General features: G+C 59.8%; 17 protein-coding genes and 2 tRNA genes. 8 read left to right on the top strand and 11 right to left on the bottom strand.

What is annotated here, in order from left to right; translation table 11 throughout:
- Nucleotides 1-159 precede the first annotated feature (159 nt).
- Nucleotides 160-1,140, bottom strand: a complete 981-nt coding sequence (locus tag AC1ROR_RS09240; protein ID WP_498589243.1) for a VOC family protein — start codon at nucleotides 1,138-1,140, stop codon at nucleotides 160-162.
- 228 nt (nucleotides 1,141-1,368) lie between these two features.
- Here AC1ROR_RS09240 and ppdK point away from each other — a divergent pair, with 228 nt between their 5' ends.
- The gene (gene ppdK / locus AC1ROR_RS09235; protein WP_498589242.1) at nucleotides 1,369-4,095 is read left to right on the top strand and encodes a pyruvate, phosphate dikinase; all 2,727 of its coding nucleotides are present in this window, start codon (nucleotides 1,369-1,371) and stop codon (nucleotides 4,093-4,095) included.
- Here ppdK and AC1ROR_RS09230 read toward each other — a convergent pair.
- Both AC1ROR_RS09230 and AC1ROR_RS09225 read right to left on the bottom strand, forming a co-directional pair.
- Nucleotides 4,073-4,345, bottom strand: a complete 273-nt coding sequence (locus AC1ROR_RS09230) for a hypothetical protein (RefSeq protein ID WP_003494297.1) — start codon at nucleotides 4,343-4,345, stop codon at nucleotides 4,073-4,075. The two genes, ppdK and AC1ROR_RS09230, sit on opposite strands and share 23 nt — an antisense overlap.
- Before the next feature lie 154 nt (nucleotides 4,346-4,499).
- A complete protein-coding gene (locus AC1ROR_RS09225) occupies nucleotides 4,500-5,864 on the bottom strand; it encodes a dicarboxylate/amino acid:cation symporter (RefSeq protein ID WP_498589241.1) in 1,365 nt (454 codons plus the stop codon).
- Between the two features lie 522 nt (nucleotides 5,865-6,386).
- Between AC1ROR_RS09225 and AC1ROR_RS09220 the strand changes: the two genes are divergently transcribed.
- Nucleotides 6,387-7,307: a DUF1499 domain-containing protein gene (locus tag AC1ROR_RS09220; protein ID WP_080836496.1), complete on the top strand. Its 921-nt coding sequence runs from the start codon at nucleotides 6,387-6,389 to the stop codon at nucleotides 7,305-7,307.
- A 268-nt stretch (nucleotides 7,308-7,575) separates the two neighbouring features.
- Here AC1ROR_RS09220 and AC1ROR_RS09215 read toward each other — a convergent pair whose 3' ends face one another.
- The gene (locus AC1ROR_RS09215) at nucleotides 7,576-8,484 is read right to left on the bottom strand and encodes an MBL fold metallo-hydrolase (RefSeq protein ID WP_498589240.1); all 909 of its coding nucleotides are present in this window, start codon (nucleotides 8,482-8,484) and stop codon (nucleotides 7,576-7,578) included.
- Nucleotides 8,485-8,686: 202 nt separating this feature from the next.
- Between AC1ROR_RS09215 and AC1ROR_RS09210 the strand changes: the two genes are divergently transcribed.
- Nucleotides 8,687-8,761: transfer RNA gene (locus AC1ROR_RS09210), tRNA-Gln, on the top strand.
- A gap of 12 nt (nucleotides 8,762-8,773) precedes the next feature.
- On the opposite strand, the gene AC1ROR_RS09205 is transcribed toward AC1ROR_RS09210, so the two are convergent.
- From AC1ROR_RS09205 to AC1ROR_RS09190, 4 genes are all read right to left on the bottom strand, one after another.
- Nucleotides 8,774-9,085: a type II toxin-antitoxin system RelE/ParE family toxin gene (locus AC1ROR_RS09205; RefSeq protein WP_216330916.1), complete on the bottom strand. Its 312-nt coding sequence runs from the start codon at nucleotides 9,083-9,085 to the stop codon at nucleotides 8,774-8,776.
- The gene (locus tag AC1ROR_RS09200; RefSeq protein ID WP_035259884.1) at nucleotides 9,075-9,356 is read right to left on the bottom strand and encodes a type II toxin-antitoxin system ParD family antitoxin; all 282 of its coding nucleotides are present in this window, start codon (nucleotides 9,354-9,356) and stop codon (nucleotides 9,075-9,077) included. Before AC1ROR_RS09200 ends, AC1ROR_RS09205 begins: the two co-directional genes overlap by 11 nt.
- A gap of 186 nt (nucleotides 9,357-9,542) precedes the next feature.
- Nucleotides 9,543-11,276 carry a malate dehydrogenase (quinone) gene (gene mqo, locus AC1ROR_RS09195; RefSeq protein ID WP_498589239.1) on the bottom strand — a complete coding sequence of 578 codons (1,734 nt, stop codon included), beginning with the start codon at nucleotides 11,274-11,276 and terminating at the stop codon, nucleotides 9,543-9,545.
- 387 nt (nucleotides 11,277-11,663) lie between these two features.
- Nucleotides 11,664-12,086, bottom strand: coding sequence for a hypothetical protein (locus AC1ROR_RS09190; protein WP_035218492.1), 423 nt, complete (start codon nucleotides 12,084-12,086; stop codon nucleotides 11,664-11,666).
- Between the two features lie 264 nt (nucleotides 12,087-12,350).
- Between AC1ROR_RS09190 and AC1ROR_RS09185 the strand changes: the two genes are divergently transcribed.
- From AC1ROR_RS09185 to AC1ROR_RS09175, 3 genes are all read left to right on the top strand, one after another.
- Nucleotides 12,351-12,427, top strand: a tRNA-Pro gene (locus tag AC1ROR_RS09185).
- A 364-nt stretch (nucleotides 12,428-12,791) separates the two neighbouring features.
- Nucleotides 12,792-13,970 (top strand): phage tail tip lysozyme, encoded by a 1,179-nt coding sequence (locus AC1ROR_RS09180; RefSeq protein ID WP_498589238.1) that lies wholly within the window; start codon nucleotides 12,792-12,794, stop codon nucleotides 13,968-13,970.
- Nucleotides 13,971-14,645 carry a hypothetical protein gene (locus AC1ROR_RS09175; protein WP_498589237.1) on the top strand — a complete coding sequence of 225 codons (675 nt, stop codon included), beginning with the start codon at nucleotides 13,971-13,973 and terminating at the stop codon, nucleotides 14,643-14,645. It abuts the gene before it with no gap.
- A gap of 343 nt (nucleotides 14,646-14,988) precedes the next feature.
- On the opposite strand, the gene cysN is transcribed toward AC1ROR_RS09175, so the two are convergent.
- From cysN to AC1ROR_RS09160, 3 genes are read right to left on the bottom strand one after another with little or no spacing between them, the layout of a single operon-like run.
- The gene (gene cysN, locus AC1ROR_RS09170) at nucleotides 14,989-16,473 is read right to left on the bottom strand and encodes a sulfate adenylyltransferase subunit CysN (RefSeq protein WP_035218486.1); all 1,485 of its coding nucleotides are present in this window, start codon (nucleotides 16,471-16,473) and stop codon (nucleotides 14,989-14,991) included.
- Entirely contained in the window at nucleotides 16,473-17,426 is a 954-nt protein-coding gene (gene cysD, locus AC1ROR_RS09165; protein ID WP_498589236.1) for a sulfate adenylyltransferase subunit CysD, read from the bottom strand. Before cysD ends, cysN begins: the two co-directional genes overlap by 1 nt.
- A 28-nt stretch (nucleotides 17,427-17,454) precedes the next feature.
- Complete coding sequence (locus AC1ROR_RS09160) at nucleotides 17,455-18,237, bottom strand: phosphoadenylyl-sulfate reductase (protein ID WP_167377394.1); 783 nt, start codon at nucleotides 18,235-18,237, stop codon at nucleotides 17,455-17,457.
- Nucleotides 18,238-18,441: 204 nt separating this feature from the next.
- Here AC1ROR_RS09160 and AC1ROR_RS09155 point away from each other — a divergent pair, with 204 nt between their 5' ends.
- Both AC1ROR_RS09155 and AC1ROR_RS09150 read left to right on the top strand, forming a co-directional pair.
- A complete protein-coding gene (locus AC1ROR_RS09155; protein ID WP_003520468.1) occupies nucleotides 18,442-18,882 on the top strand; it encodes an RrF2 family transcriptional regulator in 441 nt (146 codons plus the stop codon).
- Between the two features lie 458 nt (nucleotides 18,883-19,340).
- On the top strand, nucleotides 19,341-20,366 hold the full coding sequence (locus tag AC1ROR_RS09150) for a sulfate ABC transporter substrate-binding protein (RefSeq protein WP_020009570.1): 1,026 nt from the start codon (nucleotides 19,341-19,343) through the stop codon (nucleotides 20,364-20,366).
- Nucleotides 20,367-20,505: the final 139 nt, after the last annotated feature.

Raw genomic sequence — 20,505 nt, 5'->3', positions numbered from 1 at the left:
TCCTCCGCGCCGACGCGCGTCGACTGGATTCCGGCTCAAGGCCGGAATGACGGAAGGAGGGATGCCGGGAATCCCGGTCGGCCTTGAGCCTCCCGTTACGTCAGTCTTGACCCTATACGCTTCCCGCGATGCACACCTGGGGCTCAAATTTACCGCTACTCAAGCGGGCACCAGCCGCAGCCGCGTGCCCCATGGATCAATCGCCTCCACGACATTGTTCTCCATCTCCACCAGCACGTAACCGGCCGCTCGCAGCCGCGTTTTCTGCGCTTCAAGGTCGGTGGGATTTTTGACGGCGAGTGAGAACCAGTCGAGGCCGGTTTCCATGGCGTTGCGTTCCTTCGCGCCACGGCTGTTCCATGTATTCACCGCCAAATGATGATGATACCCGCCGGAGGAGAGAAACGAGGCATCGGAGCGCGCGTCCTGCGTCGGTTGCAGGCCAACGGCCGTTTCATAAAAGGCGCGGGCTCCAGCAATCTCGCCGACCCGCAGGTGAACGTGCCCGATGCGCATTCCCGGCGGGGCAGCCTCATAATCGCTTCTTTTGGTATCGGTCAGTGTCACGAGATCATCGATATCGAGCGGTTCGGTGCCCATTTTCACCACGTTCCCGCTCCAGACCCATGTGTCCTTCGGCCGGTCGCTGTAAACCTCGATGCCGTTGCCCTCGGGATCGTTGAGATAGATCGCCTCGCTGACATTGTGATCGGCAAAACCTGAAAGCGGCACCTGCCTGAGCGCCGCATGCACCAGCCAGCGCGCCAGGTCCTTGCGGCTCGGCATCAGATAGGCGATGTGAAACAGGCCGGCGGAGGTGGGACTTTCGTAATCCGCGGCCGGCTTGTGGACGAGATCAAGCAGCGGGACGGTGCCGACGCCGAGCGTCATGCCGCGCGATGTGCGTTCCACTTCGTTCAGCCCCAGCACGGAACGGTAATAATCTATCATCGGATCGAGTTCGCGGACCCGAAGCGCCGCCTGGCCGATATGCATCGGGGTTGTCAGCGCAAAAGGAAGGGCGGCGCCCGCATTTGCCAAGGGCGGCGAGCCGCCTTCTGCTCTGAGCGCGCCGGCAAGGGCTGTGGCGGCGCAAGAAATTCCGGCAAATTTCAACGTATGGCGGCGAGTAAATTGCATGAATAATCTCTTTTTGGGCGATATGGATGGCTTAGGGAACACTCCGTTTCTCCGCACTACACGAATGCGTCAGCAACGCTGTTATTTTGCTTTTGCGGCAATTCTGGCGCGCAATTCGCCGCAATTATGCTGCACTGCGATGTAAACTGCACGTTGCGGCGTTTCCAACATGCTGCCAATGCTGTAGATGATAGAAAAATGACAACGCTTCTGGGTGGAGAGCGTGGAATGAAAAAGTGGGTTTATACCTTCGGCAACGGTGCTGCCGAAGGCAGGGCAGGTGACATTGCGATATTGGGAGGCAAGGGCGCGAACCTTGCCGAAATGGCAAGTCTCGGCCTTCCCGTTCCCCCCGGCCTCACCATCATAACCGATGCCTGCGCCCTTTATCACAAGAATGGCCGCGATCTTCCCGAAGAGCTAAAGCTGCAGGTCATGGCTGGCCTGCACGGCATGGAAACCGTGACCGGCAAGACCTTCGGCGGCAGCCACTCGCCGCTGCTTCTGTCGGTCCGATCAGGCGCACGCGCCTCCATGCCCGGCATGATGGACACGGTTTTGAACCTCGGCCTCAATGACCGCACCGTGGAAGCGCTGGGCCATGATGCGGGTGACGCGCGTTTTGCCTGGGACAGCTACCGCCGCTTCATACAGATGTATGCCGATGTCGTCATGGGCCTCGACCACGAATTGTTCGAGGAAATTCTCGAGGACGAGAAAGGCCGCCTCGGCCACGAATACGATACCGATATGTCGGCGGTCGAATGGCAGCATGTCGTTTCGCTTTATAAAAAGCTGATCGAGGATGAGCTGGACGAAGCCTTCCCGCAGGACTGTCACGTGCAGCTCTGGGGTGCCATCGGCGCGGTCTTCGCCAGCTGGACCAACCATCGCGCCGTGACCTACCGGCATCTGCACAATATCCCGGGGGACTGGGGCACGGCCGTCAACGTTCAGGCCATGGTCTTCGGCAATCTCGGCTCGTCCTCGGCAACCGGCGTCGCTTTCACCCGCAACCCTTCGACGGGTGAGGCGGAGCTTTACGGCGAATTCCTCGTCAATGCTCAAGGCGAAGATGTGGTGGCGGGCATCCGCACGCCGCAATCCATCACCGAGGCCGCGCGTCTTGTCTCCGGCTCCGACAAGCCTTCCATGGAAAAGCTGATGCCGGAGGCGTTCAGTGAATTCCTGGCGATCTGCAGGCGGTTGGAAAACCACTATCGCGACATGCAGGATCTGGAATTCACCATCGAGCGCGGCAAGCTCTGGATGCTCCAGACCCGTTCCGGCAAGCGCACCACCCGCGCCGCCATGAAGATCGCCGTCGATATGGTCGAGGAAAGGCTGATTTCCAGGGAGGAAGCCGTCTGCCGCATCGAGCCGTCCTCGCTGGACCAGCTGCTGCACCCGACCATCGATCCCGGCATTTCCCGCCCGGTGATCGGCTCCGGCCTGCCGGCCTCACCGGGGGCTGCGACGGGCGAGATCGTCTTCACCTCCGAAGAGGCGGTCGCCGCCGAAGCCGAAGGGCGTCGCGTCATTCTGGTGCGCATCGAAACCAGCCCGGAAGATATTCACGGCATGCATGCCGCCGAGGGCATTCTGACCACGCGTGGCGGCATGACCAGCCACGCCGCCGTGGTGGCGCGCGGCATGGGCATTCCCTGCGTCACCGGTGCGGGCTCCATGCGTGTCGACATGCGCAACAAGGTGCTGATCGGCGTCGGCTGCATGCTAAAACGCGGCGATGTCATCACCATCGACGGTTCTTCCGGCCGGGTGCTGAAGGGCGAGGTGCCGATGACGCAGCCGGAACTCTCGGGCGATTTCGGCAAGCTGATGGAATGGGCCGACGGGCTGCGCCGCATGACGGTGCGCACCAATGCCGATACACCGGCCGATGCGCGCGCCGCCCGTGCCTTTGGCGCCGAGGGCATCGGTCTCTGCCGCACCGAGCATATGTTCTTCGAGGGCGACCGCATCCATGTGATGCGTGAGATGATCCTCGCCGAAAGCGAAAAGGGCAGGCGGGCGGCGCTCGATGAGCTTCTGCCGATGCAGCGCTCGGATTTCACCGAACTTTTCCAGATCATGCATGGCCTGCCGGTGACGATCCGACTGCTCGATCCGCCGCTACACGAATTCCTGCCGAAGACCGATGGCGAGATTGTCGAGGTGGCGGCCGCCATGGGCATGCCGCAGACGGTGTTCCGCCAGCGGCTGGATGCGCTGCACGAATTCAACCCCATGCTCGGCCATCGCGGCTGCCGTCTCGCCATTTCCTATCCGGAAATTGCCGAAATGCAGGCGCGCGCCATTTTCGAAGCGGCGGTGGCCGCAGCACGTATCACCGGTGCGCCGGTCGTGCCCGAAATCATGGTGCCGCTGGTCGGACTGCGCGCGGAACTGGATTACGTTACCGCGGTCATCGACGGCGTCGCCGCAGCGGTGGCGCAGGAAACCGGCATGGAGATCGAGTATCTCACTGGCACCATGATCGAGCTGCCGCGCGCCGCCCTGCGCGCCCATGTGATTGCGGAAGCGGCGGAATTTTTCTCCTTCGGCACCAACGATTTGACGCAGACCACCTTCGGCATTTCCCGCGACGATGCGGCGCGTTTCATCAATACCTATCAGCGCAAGGGCATCATCGAGCGCGACCCGTTCATCTCGCTCGATTTCGACGGCGTGGGGGAATTGATCCGCATCGCCGCCGAACGCGGCCGCCAGACGCGGCCGGAACTGAAGCTCGGCATCTGCGGCGAACATGGCGGCGATCCGGCCTCGATCCATTTCTGCGAGGATGCCGATCTCGACTACGTGTCCTGCTCGCCCTTCCGCGTGCCCATCGCCCGCCTGGCCGCGGCGCAGGCAACGCTGGCGGCGAAGAGGGATGAGGGCAAGGTGGCGAGCAATGTCGCCTTCATTCCCGTCAGGGGTTCTGTCGGACGATGATCTGACGTTCGACCACCACCGGCCGGTAGAACATGTCGCGGTTCATCTGCGCCTGCCAGGCGCGGTTGTCGGCGCGGCGGTCCATTTCCAGATCGAGAAGGCAACCGGCCATCGGGTCCGTGCCGGGGCGGAAACCATAACCCCGGCATGTCGCCTCATCCCGCGCCCGGCGCTCTTCCGGCGTCAGCGTCTGGCAGGCGGTGAGCGCCAGCATGGCGGCAAGCGCACCGAAGACGATGGAAACGCGCATTTTGTTTCTCCCTTGAACATGACAGCCGTACGGCACTTTTATTGCCGCGATTGATACGCCTGTTTTCATGTGGGGAAAAGCCGCGTTGGGGCGGAAAGTTGCATTGGAAAGCTGGCGACCGCAGAACTGCGACCGCCCTTCATATGAACGGATGTCAGGCCGCCGCAACCTCCCGGTCATCGAGTGCGTCGATATCCTTGGCGTTGTTATAGACGGCTTCATCCAGAATCCCCTCGCGCTTGGCGACGATGGTGGGCACCAGCGCCTGGCCGGCGACGTTGACCGCAGTGCGGCCCATATCGAGGATCGGGTCGATGGCGAGCAGCAGGCCCACACCTTCCAGCGGCAGGCCGAGGGTGGAGAGCGTCAGCGTCAGCATCACCACCGCGCCCGTGAGGCCGGCGGTTGCGGCTGAACCGAGCACCGAGACGAAGACGATCAGCACATATTCCTGGATGCCGAGCGGCACCTGGAAGAACTGCGCGATGAAGATCGCCGAAATCGCGGGATAGATGGCGGCGCAGCCGTCCATCTTGGTGGTGGCGCCGAGCGGCACGGAGAAGGCGGCATATTCGCGCGGCACGCCGAGGCTCTTTTCCGTCACGGTTTCGGTGACGGGAAGCGTGCCGATGGAGGAACGCGACACGAAGGCGAGCTGGATGGCCGGCCATGCGCCCGCAAAGAAGCGCGATGGCTTCAGGCCATGGGCGAGAAGCAGCGCCGGATAGACCACGAAAAGCACCAGTGCCAGACCGATATAGACGGCTGCCGCATACCAGCCGAGCTGCGACAGCGTGGTCCAGCCATATTGGTCAACCGCGCGGCCAAGCAGGCCGATGGTGCCGATGGGGGTGAGGCGAATGACCCACCACAGGATTTTCCGCACGATGGCGAGCAGCGACTGGTTGAAGGCGAGGAACGGCTCCGCTGCCTTGCCGGCTTTCAGTGCCGCGACGCCGAAAGCGATCGAGACGACGAGCAGCTGCAGCACGTTGAAGTTCAACGAGGTGCTGGCCGCGCCATTATTGAGCTTGGTAGACGCTTCGAGGCCGAAGACATTGGCCGGCACAAGGCCCTTCAGGAAATCCAGCCAGGAACCGGTGGAAGAAGGGGCCGCCGCTGCCGTATTGGCAATCGCCGTGTTGACGCCGGGCTGAATGACGAGGCCGAGCACGATGCCGATGACGACGGCGATCAGTGCGGTGATGGCAAACCAGAGGAGTGTCTGCCAGACGAGCTTCGCCGCATTGGAGAGGTTCTTGAGATTGGCGATGGAGGCAACGATGGCCGTGAAGATCAGCGGCGGAACCAGCGCGCGCAAAAGCTGCACGAAAATGCTGCCGATGGTCTGCAGCGTCACCGAAAGCCAGTTGGGGCTGCCGGCGGCATCCGGACCGATGTTGCGCGCAACGAGGCCGAGCAGCAGGCCGATGACCATGGCGATCAGAACCTGAAAGCCGAAATTGCGATAAAAGGGTTTAGGCCCGGAAGACCGGGCGGGCGTCGTTGCCTGTGACATGGCGTGTCTCTTTTTTATGCAAGAAAGCGAGAATGATGCACGTTTTACACGCATTCTCGAAGGAAGTGACGGAGAATACGCCGATTTCCTCAGCAATTAAGGGATGAGCTTGCGTATTTGTTACGCTACCGATGCATTATTCTCTTAAAGTGGGGGAAAGCGGAAAAATATTCCGATCATCGTCGCCTTTGACGTCGGAGGCCTGGTGCCTATGGTTCGGCGGTGTCGTGCGTCATAGTCCGTCACCCCAACCTGATCAGCGGTCCAGCGCGATCAGGTCCTTGATCGCAAAGCTTCACTCCTCACGGCGCAGGCGCGCCGTGGTTGGATGCCGGATCATCCTCGGGCTTGTTCCGGGGACCGGCATGACGGCAGGGTTTGCATGCTTTAGCGCAGGCATCGCCTCCTCCTTTGTTTTCCTCGCCGCAAATCCGGTCTATGACATCATATGCAGGTGATTCCCTTGCCAGATTTCGGGTGCAGCGTTTTTACGCCAATGCGATCTTACGGATATCCGCTTCCATGACTGTGCGTTTCGTCCGCCCTTTTTCAGTTGCAGCCTATCTTTCCCGCTATCTTGGTCTTGCGGCGCTTGTGCTTTTTCTCATCGCTGGCGGCATTCACCGTTTCGGGCCGTTGACGACGCCGGATCTTGTCGGGCTGCTTATGATCGCCGCTGGCATCGCGCTCGTGGCCGTGCTTCTGGCGCTGATCGGCCTTGAACGACTATGGACAAAAGGCGCGCGCGGTGGCCTTTCGGCGCTGGCGGCGCTGCTTCTCGCGGCCCCGCCGCTCGGCGTCGTCGGTTATGGCGCATTTCTTTACTGGCAGCAGCCGAAGATTTACGACATCTCCACCGATCTCTCCGATGTGCCGGAATGGTTGGTGACGCCCGCGGCCAATCAGCAATGGCTGATACGGCCCGCAACCATTGCCAGGCAAGACCGCGACGCGCAGGCCGAGGCCTATGCCAGCCTCGCCGGACGCCGTTATGAAGGTGCGATAGACCGCATCTATGCCGCCGCCAAAAAAATGGCGGCAGCCCAGAATATTCGTATCGCCCACACCAGGGGCGTTATCGGCGCGGTCGAAGCCCCTTCGGCCGGCGTTCCCGAACAGGACAAGACGCCGCCCGCCGAAGAAGGGCCGGTGGAGGATCTGCCATCCATCGTGCCGGTGCCCATGGCCCGCCCGGCAGAAGCGCCGCAACCCACCTTCTTTAATGGCAGCGGCGTGGTGTTGATGCAGGGCGAAACCCGCACGCGTATCTGGGGCCTGCGTTTCGATATTCTCATCCGCCTCAAGGAAGAGGCGGAAACCACCATCGTCGACGTCCGCGTCGCCTCCCGTTATGGCCCGCACGATCTCGGCATGGGGGCTGCGATTGCCGAAGCCTATCTCGATGCGCTGGATGCGGAAATGCAGGGGTTGAACGACAATTGATGTGTCGCTGACGCTACGCTTCATCTTGATGAGGGCGAGCGGCGGGTGCCGCCTGGTTCTTCTCCCCGAGGGGGAGAATGTGGCCCGAAGGGTCGGATGAGGGGGTACCCTCTCCGAATTTCGGGGGCTTAGCCCCCCCCATCCCGTGGCCGCGACCTTCTCCCCGGCGGAGAGAAGAAACGGGCGGCACCCGCTCGATCCAATCAGGAAGTAGAGTGAGAGGCGAGGTCACAACGCGCCCTGAAATGTCGCGTGCCAGAAATACCCGTTACGCCGGGAAATATTCCCCCAACAGCGATGGCGCACCATCCGTCCGCACCTCACCCTTTTCAATCAGGTCTTCGATATGCGCCAGAACGGAAAGGGCCGCCGCCCCATGCAGGCGCTTGTCGGTGCTGGCATAGATGACCTTCACCATATCGGCGATCCGCCGGTCTCCATCCTTGATGCGCTTCAGAACCGCCTTTTCCCGCATGCGCCGATGGGCGCGCAAGCCCCGCATGAAGGCGGCGGGATCGGTGACCGGGCCGCCATGGCCGGGCAGGAACAGCCGGTCGTCGCGGGTGAGCAACCGTTCCAGCGAGGCCATGTAATCGCTCATCGCCCCATCCGGCGGCGCGACGATGGTGGTGGCCCAGGCCATCACATGATCGGCGGAAAAGACGACGCCGCTGCCATCAAGCGCGAAGGCGGCGTGGTTGGCGGTGTGTCCCGGCGTATGCAGCGCGGTAAGCTGCCAGCCGTCGCCTGAAAGGCTCTGCCCGTCGCCAAGCGCGATATCGGGCGCAAAAGCGGTATCGGAGCTTTCGGCAAAGGGATTGGTCTCCCCCACATGCAGCGGCCGGGCGGCCCGGTGCGGGCCTTCCGCCACCGTCAGCGCCCCGGTCGCCTCCTTCAGCCGCCGGGCAAGCGGCGAGTGATCGCGATGGGTGTGGCTGACGAAGATATGGGTGACCTCGCGGCCATCAAGCGCTGCCATCAGCGCCTGAAAATGCGCCTCATCCTCCGGGCCGGGATCGATGACGGTGACGGAACGGTCGCCGACAATATAGGAGTTGGTGCCATGGAAGGTGAAGGCGGAGGGATTGTTGACGGTGATGCGCTGAATGAGCGGGGCGACGGGAACCGCCTCGCCATAGGCCGGCTGGAAATCGAGATCGAATGCCGGGTCCGCCATCGAGACCTCCTGAAAAATGCCATGCCACCCAGAGCCACGGCCTCAGCCGCGCCATCGCTAAGCCCTAACATGCCATGTCAGGCACGGCATCCAAAAAGCTTGGATTTTGTGAAAAAATAAGTCGCCGGGTCATTGCCGGGCCGGGCAGGCTTTGCTAATCAGGCCCGGTTCAGGCAGCGGCGTTTCGCCCTCGCTGCCCTGTTGGGGCGTCGCCAAGCGGTAAGGCACCGGTTTTTGGTACCGGCATTCCCAGGTTCGAATCCTGGCGCCCCAGCCATCTATTCCAAAGTCAGAACAACGTTCGCAGGTCCCGGCGACCATCAATCACGCGAACGATTTCCACGGAATATATTTCGCCGCCATCGGTATCCGGCACGGTTTCGTAGAGAATGATATAAGGTGCTTCGACGAGCATACGGGCGGACGGAAAAATTTCCGGGTGGCGCTCGCCCATATGAGGATGGTCAACCAAGCGCTCCGCTTTGGCGCGGAACCGAGCGAAATATCGCTCTGCGGCAAGAGGCTGTGATTTGCCAATATCGATGTAGATTTTCTTCACATCGCTGCGCGCGCGGGGCGTCCAGACAAGCTTAGTGGTCACGATTTTTCAACGAGGCCAGTTCTGCACGCGCTTCATTGAGCGCCTCGTCAAAATCCACCTCGGTTGAACCGCCACTGGCTTTGCCCTCAGCCCACAATGCGCGCAGCTTGGCGATGTCGTCGCGTCGTTGAACCCATTTTGCCGACCAGTCTCGCATCGCTTCGCGAATGACTTCGCTGCTGCTGGCATAAGCACCGCTTTCCACGGCATCACGCAAGATTTCGGCGTGCTGGGGTGTCATCGAAACGCTGATCTTTTCAACGTTGGCCATGTCATTTCTCCGTGGATATTGGTAGGAATTATTACCACCAATTGGTTTTTGGCGCGAGATATTTTTCCGACGCCCTGATGGCAATGCACCGGAGGATGCCGGTGCGGGTGGAGAAGTCACCTCCAACAAAAAACGCCGCGCATCCAGAGACACGCGGCGTCCAATCCTAAAAATCGCACTCAAGCCTTAAAGCGCGATATCCGGCACCTTCTTCACCGGCGCACCCGCAGGGGCCGCACCGGCACCCTTCAGCGCCTCAAGGTCGATCTGCGGCGGGGTCGGCAGCTGCAGGTGTTCGGCGGTATAGGCCCATTCCTGCTGCACCTTTTCCGGGTCGTCATTGAGCTTCGTGCCGTAGCTCGGCACGATCTGGCGGATCTTGGCCTGCCATTCAGGCGTCGCCACCTTGTCCTTGAAGACCTTTTCCAGAACACTGAGCATGATCGGGGCCGCGGTGGAAGCGCCCGGCGAAGCGCCGAGCAGGCCGGCGATGCTGCCGTCCTTGGCGGCAACGACTTCGGTGCCGAGCCGCAGCACGCCGCCCTTTTCTTCGTCGCGCTTGATGATCTGCACGCGCTGGCCGGCCTGCCACAGGCGCCATTCGCCCTGCTTGGCATTCGGGAAATATTCCTTCAGCGCGGCAAAACGGTCGTCATCCGACATCATCAGCTGGCCGGCGAGATATTCCACCAGCGGATATTCATCGATGCCCACCCGCACCATCGGCCAGGCATTGCTGGTCGTCACGGAGGAGACGAGATCGAAATAAGAGCCTTCCTTCAGGAACTTGGTCGAGAAGGTGGCGAAAGGCCCGAACAGGATGACACGCTTGCCGCCCAGCACGCGTGTATCGAGATGCGGAACCGACATGGGCGGCGAGCCGACCGAGGCCTTGCCATAGGCCTTGGCCAGATGCTGCATCGTCACGTCAGGGTTTTCGTTGATGAGGAACGAGCCGCCCACCGGGAAGCCGGCATAATCGTCGGCTTCCGGAATGCCGGACATCTGCAACAGATGCAGCGCGCCGCCGCCGGCGCCGATGAACACGAATTTCGCATCCACCACCTGTTCGGCATCGGTCTTGGTGTTGGTGTAGGTCACGCGCCAGCTGCCATCGGCATTGCGCTGGATGTCGGAAACCTCGCTATTGACCTGCAGGTCGAAATTCTGGTCGCCCTGCAGATGCGACACGAATTGCCGGGTGATTTCGCCGAATTCCATGTCGGTGCCGAGCGGCGACCATGTCGCGCCGATCTTCTGGGAAGGATCGCGGCCTTCCATCATCAGCGGCACCCATTTCTTGATCTGCTCGGGATCGGTGGAATATTCCATGCCGGCGAAAAGCGGGCTGGCTTTGAGCGCCTGATATCGCTTTTCCAGATAGGCGACGTTTTCATCACCCCAGACGAAGCTCATATGCGGCGTGTGGTTGATGAAGGAGCGTGGGTTCTTCAAAACGCCGTTACGCACCTGCCATGCCCAGAACTGTCGGGAAATCTGGAAGGATTCGTTGATGTTGACGGCCTGGCTGATCTTGATGTTGCCGTTGTCGTCTTCCGGCGTGTAGTTGAGTTCGGCGAGCGCCGAGTGGCCGGTGCCGGCATTGTTCCAGCCGTTCGAGCTTTCAAGCGCCACGCCATCCAGCCGCTCCAGCATCTGCATCGACCAGGTGGGTTCGAGTTCACGCAGCCACACACCGAGCGTCGCGCTCATGATGCCGCCGCCGATCAGAAGCACGTCGACCTTCTTGGCAGCCGTGTTGGCGAGAAGACGAGAAGAGGGCAGCGCCGCTGCGGCAATCCCGGCGAGCGCACCGCCCAGAACCTGTCGGCGGTTCATCGGAATCGCGTGGGAAAGGGTGGTTTCCTGGGAAAGATCAGTGAGCTGGGATTTGTCTTGATCGATGGGAGTCACGGCCATACCTGATTCTTGTTTTGTGTTAAAAACATTCCTCCCGAACGCCCCGTTATAGCAAAGCGTAAACCGGCACAACCCGGACTCATTCACTCCAGTTCAAGCGTTTTTGCAGGGGTTTTGCCGGGACATAAGGTCGCAACGGTGAATTTCACGGCTTTGCCGATTGTCATTTTTTAGGGTTGCGAAGATTAGGCGCCGCTTTCAAACGGTTGAAAAGGGCCTGCGCGCCGGATGTCGCGAAAAGCTGGGTGATCCACCCTTTGCCAGACGGCGGCGACCGCGCCGCGCCGCGATGGGCGAAAATTTTTTCAGAAAAATGACAATAGTCCCCAAAAAGTGAAAGGCCCGCCGGTTCGGGCGGGCCTTGTTTTCTGTCTTCGGGCTGAAAACTCAGTTTGCGGCGAGGAATTCCGCGCAGTAGCTCGGACCGTTGACGCCGGGACGGTCGGAGACCGTGCGCACCGAGGTGATCTTGTAGTCGCTGGAAACGACGAGCTGCACCGTGCAGGAGAGCGAGGCGGTGCGGGCAGGCGAGATCTGGCGACCCTTCTTGCCGTCCTTGCCCTCTTCGAACTTGGCCGGAATGGTGGCCTTCTTGTAGCCGCCGCGCCAATTATAGACGGTCGAGCTGCCTGTCTCCGTGTCGCTCAGCGGCGGGCCGAATTTTGCGAAGAAAATACCTGCCGACTGACCGACCCACCGCGTTTCCACGGGGCTCTTCTGGGTGAAGGAAGGGGTGGAGCCGCCCGTGGAGGTGGTGCAGGCCGAGAGCGCAATGGCAAACGCTGCAAGCGTTACGCTGCGAAATAGCATGGTGAAATGTCCTTTGTGCCGTGTCCGGCTTCCCGCCGGTCATTCCGTTCCCCTAGCAGATTTGACGGCGACGGGCAGGGGAGGTATGCGGCTTGACGAAAATTTCCTGCCACAATTGCTTTTTTGTAACGTTTTCCAGCATGCTGTCCCGCGCAACAGGCACTTGGCCGCCGCCCTTCGCCGCACCGCGAAAACTTGTCATAAAAAATGCAAGATGCCGCTTGTCGAACGCCGGAGGCTGGTCTATAGAAGCGCCGCTGGTCACGGAGTGTAGCGCAGTCTGGTAGCGCACCACGTTCGGGACGTGGGGGTCGGAGGTTCGAATCCTCTCACTCCGACCAGCTTAAGCCCTGTCCCGACGGCTTCTTCTTTACAATTTCAGCAGTTCCCGCCATCGGCAACGAAGAACCCTTGCATTCGTCGCCATCCGCGACGGCAAAACTGTCACCACATCTTCACAATTTCTGGTTTATCGACATCACGCGATGCTGACGCGACACGGCGCGCTGCCTGAGAGAATTTTTGCTATTCTCTTCTATTGAATATTTCCAGATTCAGAATATAAATCGCAATTAATATTGTAAGGTTTGAGTATACATCTCCAACTTGAGGGAGAGTATCGGCTTTTTTGCCGCTTTTTTTTGATTTTTAAGCCGTCGTTCTAATATGCATTATTTTTTATCATACTATTTTTGAGGATTAGAGATGAATCCATTGGTTGCCATTGCCATTGCACTGGTCCCTGACCTGGTTCGATTGATTGCGGGAGACAAGGCCGGAGCCTTTTCGGAGAAAGTAGCCGCTGTGGTTAAAGAGAAGACCGAGACCGATGACGGCGGGGCGGCACAAGCCAGGGTTGACGCTGATCCGCAGGTGAGAGCGCAATTGCAGAAGGCGCTTGTGGACGCCGCCTTGAACGAGACAAAAGAGCAAAATCGCGCCGAGGAAGCAAAACGCGAAATCGAGTTTGAGGCGCTGAAAGAACAATTCGCTGAGGCGGGCCGCGAGCGCGAAGACGCGATGATACGGTTCCGCGAGGAATTGCAAAGCATCCAGAACGCCCGAAGCTTCTATGCCGATCTTGCAAAGTCCGGCAATCCGGCGGCCTGGATCAATCCCTTGCTGTCGGTCGTCATCACGCTTGGATTTTTAGCGCTTGTCTATCTGCTGCTTTACGCTCCGGCGCAGGATGTCGAAAAGAATCAGGTCTTCAATATCGCTCTCGGTGCCCTGGCCACCGCTTTCGCGACCGTCATCGGGTTTCACTTCGGTTCTTCTTCGGGGTCGAAGCAGAAGGACAATGTCAATGCGGCGATAATGGCCGAACAGGTCGCGAAGCTGGAGGAACAGCAAGGCGGGCCTGTTTCAAGAGATAAAGCGCGCGCTGGCGAAATAGCCGATAGCCGTTCCGAAACCACCAAATCCACGGGGTCCGGCTCCGGTGATCTTTTCAACCAGAAAGCCCCTGGAATCATGACGGATCTGATGAAGGATGTCGGCATCACCGATTTTCAGGCTGGCGGCATCCTGGGCAATATCGGGCATGAATGTGCCGGCTTCAAGCATTTTCAGGAGATCGGTGTAAAGCCGCCAAAGGGGGGCTGGGGGTGGTGCCAGTGGACCGGCGTTCGCCGCACCGCCTTTATGCAATGGATCGCGCAGCGGGGATACGCCCCCGAATCCGACGAGGCCAATTACGGTTTTCTTGTCTATGAATTGAATGGCAGCGAGCAAAACGCTCTGGCGCATCTCAAAAAGACGGGCAGTCTGGAAGAGGCGACAAAAAACTTCATGGAAAAGTTCGAACGGCCCGGCGCTCCCCACCTCAATAGCCGTCTCGCTTGGGCAAAACGCGCAATGAAAGCTTTCGGGGAGGGCGTATAGATGCCTGGTTTTGTCACTGGTGTAGATATTTTCTTCAAGATCGCGCTCGCGGCGATCGCTGCCTATGTCAGCTATCAGTTCGGCGCCTTCAAACAGCAGAACGATGATATCAAGCTCGTCGTTGACCTGGCCTTTGCCAAGGAGGACCGCACCGCAGTTGCAGGTGTCACTCTCGCATCGCATTATTTTGCGCAGAAACGTATCCCCAAGGAATTTTACGACTCGGTAATGACCTCCGTCGGTAAAGACGGCAACAAGACTCTCGTCCTGGCGGCCACAAGCAGCGCCAATGAGATCGTGCAAAACAATCCTGAAGTCGCCCAGCAGGTGGCGACGGCTTCGAACGCGCTTCCCGCCCGCATATTTTTTCAGATCAGCCGGGAGGTGGATCGAGCAAAGGCCAAGGCGATCGAGGAGATGCTGGAGGCACGGGCCGTATCACCAAGCCCGCAGGCCGTTTTTGTGCCCGGCATCGAGTTTGTGAACACGCCGATGCGCCAAACCGAGGTCAGGTGTTTCAGGAAGGAAGAGTGTGACACTCTGGGTGTGGGACTGGTCGAGTTTCTGAAAGAAAATGCCGTGCCGGCCAAATTGAACGACATGAGCGACACTTACGGAAAGTCCAAGAAGATTCTTCCCAATACTTTTGAAGTGTGGTTCTCCCCGCTCTCTTAAGGTCGCGCGAGGGTCCTTCAGTTCAAGTCGAAGAGCTGATGCATTTAGCCCTATATCATGATTGAAGCCCGATGTTTGTTTGCGCACAAGCATTGGGCTTTCATGCCGCTGACCTGTAATCCTCCCTTTGTGAAAGGGAACGCAACGGCTCTTCGGCCGTTATCCATTCACAACACATGGAGGATAACATGCTAAAGGGTATTGCACTGTGGGCTATGGGCGTTCCGATCTTCGTGATCATTCTGCTTTATATGTTCGTGTTTTAAGCCGCGCCTGACCAAAGGTTCCGCAACAAAAAAGGCGACCGCATTGCGGTCGCCTTTTTCTGTTCATGCCGACATTCTCAGTCCAGATCGCCGATCAGCCGTGAGGCCGTTGCACTATCCGTACGGCGAATGTCGATCTCGTCGCGGTGCTTGGCCAGCAGTTCGCTCGCCAGAAGCTTCTCAGCGAGATGGGCGGGCAGGGACAGGATAACCCGGTCACCCGCTTCTTCCGTCGCGCCAACGCTGCGCTTACCGGTGATCATGCCGCCCGCAACCGTGTTGTTGGTGTCGGGGTCGATCAGGATGAAGGAGCCGGTCGCCCGGTTCTGCTCATAGGCGTCGAAGATCGCGGTCTCGTCAAAGGAAAGCCGTACCTTGCCGATGGCGTTCATGGAGAGCGACGTTTCATGCGCCTGCCATTCGCCTTCTTTCAGGTTCAGCTGGCTCACGGGCTGCACGCTGACGCGCTGGCGGCGGCTGCCGCTTTTCAGCCAGTAGCGCTTGCCTGCCTCGATACCACCCGGCTGCAAGGCCACGATCTGGGCGTCGAAGGCAAGGCCCGTCTGCGGTTGCGCCTCGATGGAGACGATCATGTCGCCGCGCGACACGTCCACCTGACGATCAAGGACGAGCGTAACCGCATCACCAGCGACGGCGGCGTTACGCACCAGATCGAAAGTGACGATCTGCTTGACGTTCGCGACCATGCCGGATGGCAGGATGACGACGCTGTCGCCCGGCTTCACCGAACCGCCGGCAACCGTGCCCTGATAACCGCGAAAGCTTTCACCGGGGCGCGAGACACGCTGCACCGGCAGGCGGAAGCCGCCGGACTGCGCGGAGCGCACCGTGGCAAGCTCCAGCGTTTCCACCAGCGTCGGGCCTTCATACCAGGGCATGGAGGCCTTGCCTGACAGCACGACGTTTTCACCCTTCAGCGCCGACATCGGAATGGCGGTGATCTGCTTGATGCCGAGATTGGAGGCGAAATCGCGGAATTCATGGGCGATCAGCTCGAAACCGGCCTTGTCGTAATTGGTCAGGTCGATCTTGTTGACGGCCAGCACGAATTGCCGGATGCCCATCAGCGCCGCGATGGTGGCGTGGCGGCGCGTCTGCTCCAGAATGCCGGTGCGCGCATCGACGAGCAGCACGGCGAGATCGGCGGTGGAAGCGCCGGTCGCCATGTTGCGGGTATATTGCTCATGGCCGGGCGTGTCGGCCACGATGAAGGCGCGCCGGTCGGTGGCGAAATAACGATAGGCGACATCGATGGTGATGCCCTGTTCGCGCTCCGCCTGAAGACCGTCGAGCAGCAGCGCGAAATCGGGCAGGCCAAGATCGTTCTGCTTGCCGCTGTCGCGGTGCAGGGTGGCGGCCTGGTCTTCCTTGACGGCCTTGGTATCCCAGAGAAGACGGCCGATCAGTGTCGACTTGCCATCATCCACGCTGCCGCAGGTGATGAGGCGCAGCGGGCGCGTATCGCGCGCCGCCTTCGAATGTTCGGCAAAGGGCAGAATGGTGGCGGAAGAGGAGGAGGTGTTGGCGGCGGCAGTGCTCATCAGAAATACCCCTCGCGCTTCTTCTTCTCCATGGAGCCGGACTGGTCGCGGTCAATCGCGCGGCCCTGCCGTTCGGAAACGGTGGCGATTTCGAGTTCCGCGATGACTTCCTGAAGCGTTGCCGCCTCGGAACGGATCGCGCCGGTCAGCGGGAAGCAGCCGAGCGTGCGGAAGCGGATCGAGCCGTGCTTGATCTCTTCGCCGGGCAGCAGTTCCAGACGCTCGTCTTCGGCAAGGATCATCATGCCGTCGCGCTCGATGTAAGGACGCTCGGCGGCGTAATAGAGCGGCACCAGCGGAATGTTTTCCGCCTCGATGTAACGCCAGATATCCACTTCGGTCCAGTTGGAGAGCGGGAAGGCGCGCACGCTTTCGCCCTTGCGGACCATGCCGTTATAGATGTTCCACAGTTCCGGGCGCTGGTTGCGCGGGTCCCATTTATGGTCGGGCGTGCGGAAGGAATAGATGCGTTCCTTGGCGCGGCTCGCCTCCTCATCGCGGCGCGCGCCGCCGAAGGCCGCGTCGAACTGGCCGGCATCGAGCGCCTGGCGCAGGGCTTCGGTCTTCATGATGTCGGTGTAAAGCGCCGAACCGTGAGTGAAGGGCGTCACGTTTTCGCTCGCACCGCGCGGATTGGTGTGGGAGATCAGGTCGAGATCGTATTCCTTGACGATATTGTCGCGGAATTCGATCATTTCCTTGAACTTCCAGCCGGTATTGACGTGCAGCAGCGGGAAGGGAATGCGGCCGGGGAAGAACGCCTTGCGCGCTAAATGCAGCAGCACGGAGGAATCCTTGCCGATGGAATAGAGCATGACAGGGTTGTCGAATTCGGCGGCGACTTCGCGGAAAATATGAATAGCTTCGTTTTCAAGTGCCTTCAGATGGGGATCGAGCGGCGGCTTGGATGCGACAGTATTCTTGCTGTCCGTCTCGTGGACTGCGTTGGACATTGTGAACTCCGGGAGATGTACTGAATGATTATCGTTGCGGGATGGCGGAAATGGCGGATGTCTGCTCCGCACCGGCGACGTGAAGACCGCATTCGCGCTTCTCGTCGTTTTCCCACCACCATCGTCCGGCGCGCTCAGGCTCGCCGGGCTTGATGGCGCGCGTACACGGCTCGCAGCCGATGGAGGGGTAACCGCGCTGGTGCAACGGATTGACGGGGATATTCTCCTGGGCGACATGCGCCCGGATGAGGTCGATATCCCAGTCAGCCAGGGGATTGATCTTGATAAGATTACGCTCGGCGTCGAATTCGGCGAAAGGCGTCGTGGCGCGATTGCCCGACTGGCCGCGACGAAGCCCGGTTATCCAGAAGGAAGCGCCTTCCAGCGCCTTGCCGAGCGGGATGAGCTTTCTGACATGACAGCAGGCGTGACGGGCTTCGACGCTTTCGTAAAAACCATTCAGACCGTATTTTTCGGCGTAAGCGTCGATATCGTCCTGTTCGGGACGAAAGCGGCGGATTTCGATGCCGAAACGCTCTTCGGTTTCATCGATGAGATCGACGGTTTCCTTGAACAGCCGACCGGTCTCCAGCGTCACGACATCGATAGGCAGGCGATGCGTGCCGATGGCCGCCGTGATGACCTGATCCTCGATGCCGAGACTGGTGGTGAAAACCGCGCGTCCGCCGAGGCCTGCGATAAACGAAAGCCGACCCGCCAGATCGAGCCCGGCAAGCGTGGCATCGAGGGAAGCGGTATCGGCAGAGGCATTTGCTGAATTGATCGTCATTGTCACGTCCGGGATTTCCATGGCCGATTATTGTTGAAATCCGGCCTTTGGAACAGAAATGACAGTCTTTGTGCGCTGCGCTTAAGAGCAAAAATGCCTCTCGCGCGCGTGGTATGAGCAAAAGATGCCCGTTCACCTTCTTTGCAGCTTGGATTTGAATTGTGACAACTTCTGCGCTAAGCCGGAATTGCCGGGTTTCCGGGCTTGTGATCTACTGGTTTTACGATGATTTCGCAGAAGGCAAAATATGCGCTGAGGGCGCTCCTTTCGCTGGCCAAGGCCGACGGCGCCTGTCCTGTGCAGATTTCCGACATCGCCCGCGAACAGGCCATTCCGAAAAAGTTTCTGGAACAGATCCTTCTCGAAATGAAGAAGGAACGCCTGGTCGAAAGCCGGCGCGGCAAGCAGGGCGGTTATCTCTTGGCGCGCCCGGCTGCGGATATCACCTTCGGCGAGGTGCTGCGCCTCATCGACGGGCCGCTTGCCCCCTTGCCCTGCCTCTCGCAGACGGCCTATCGCCGCTGCGAGGATTGCGACGGCGAGAAGCAGTGCGAAATCCGCCACGTCTTTGCCCGGGTGGCCGATGCGACGCGCAATATCCTTTTCAACACCACCATTGCCGATGCGGTGGCGGGTGTCGAAGTGCCCGAGCTTTTGACGGCCTGACACTCGTTTTTTTCACGTTTCGCTGTCGAGAGTTTGCAACGAGGGTCCTCAACCTGTCCGTCATTCCGGCCTTGAGCCGGAATCCAGCCGACGCGCGTCTGCGCGGCGAAACGACTCCTTCAGCCCAAGGACTTGGGCTGGCTGGATTCCGGCTCAGGGCCGGAATGACGGATGAGGAGATTGTAATGATCCCCTTGCCTCGTTCCTTCCAAACGAAAAAATCGTCTAAAACCCCATAATATTTTTCGCCATCGCGGCAAAAAATCGTCAAAAATGTGAAATGCTTTTGCATTCAGAAAAGTTTTACACGACGCTTGTTGCGCCTTTCGCTTATGCTGCGCTGTATTTGTTGCCCGTGGAAACGCTCTCGGGAAACACTTTTTCGATCGTATTCGGCCTCATTGACCAACTCTACTCAGCCGGTAGAGTTAAGCCATCGCAATCAGGAGGGAATACCGATGTCCAAGCTTCTGTCCGGTTTGAGCGTTGTTGCGCTTAGCCTCTCACTGGCACTTGGCGGCGCTGGCTCGGCCGCCGCGCAGACCAAGCTGCTCAACGTGTCCTACGATCCGACCCGTGAACTCTACAAGGACTTCAACGAAGCCTTCGCCAAGAAGTGGAAGGCCGACACCGGTGAGGACGTCACGATCCAGCAGTCGCATGGCGGCTCCGGCAAGCAGGCACGCTCGGTTATCGACGGTCTGGAAGCGGACGTCGTGACGCTGGCACTGCAGAGCGATATCGACGCCATCGTCCAGAATTCCGGCAAGATCAACAAGGACTGGCGCACCCGCCTGCCGCATAATTCTTCGCCGTACACCTCGACCATCGTTTTCCTGGTCCGCAAGGGCAACCCCAAGGGCATCCACAATTGGGGCGATCTGGTGAAGGGTGACGTGCAGATCGTGACGCCCAACCCCAAGACGTCTGGCGGCGCGCGCTGGAACTATCTCGCTGCCTGGGCCTGGGCGAATGAAGAATTCAAGGGCGACAAGGACAAGATCAAGGCCTATGTCGGCGAGCTCTACAAGCGCGCCCCGGTTCTCGATACCGGCGCCCGCGGCTCCACGGTCACCTTCGCACAGCGCCAGATCGGTGACGTGCTGCTCGCCTGGGAAAACGAAGCCTATCTCGCCGGCCAGGAATTCGGCGCTGACGCCTTCGATATCGTCGTGCCGCCGATCTCGATCCTTGCCGAACCGCCGGTCGCCGTGGTTGACGCCAATGTCGACGCCAAGGGCACGCGCAAGGCGGCGGAAGCCTATCTGCAATATCTCTATTCCGACGAGGGCCAGAATATTGCGGCAAAGCACTTCTACCGTCCGTCGAACCCGGCTGTCGTCTCCAAGGATCTGCTCAAGCAGCTGCCCGACATCAAGCTCGTCACCATCGACGACCCGCAGTTTGGCGGCTGGGCCAAGGCGCAGCCTGAACATTTCGGTGACGGCGGCATCTTCGACCAGATTTACAAGCCCGCAAAGTAAGCGGATGATGGGCTGAAAATCGCCCGTTCGCTGAGACAACAGAAAAAAAGCCTGATCGACCGGACACCGTGCCGGTCGATACTTTATAATAAACGCCGGGGAACACCGGCTCCCAGAGAGCATTTTCAGGAAAACTGGC

Source organism: Agrobacterium sp. GW821-FHT14E08 (genome assembly GCF_058803865.1).
This window is presented reverse-complemented; position numbering and strand designations above follow the sequence as displayed.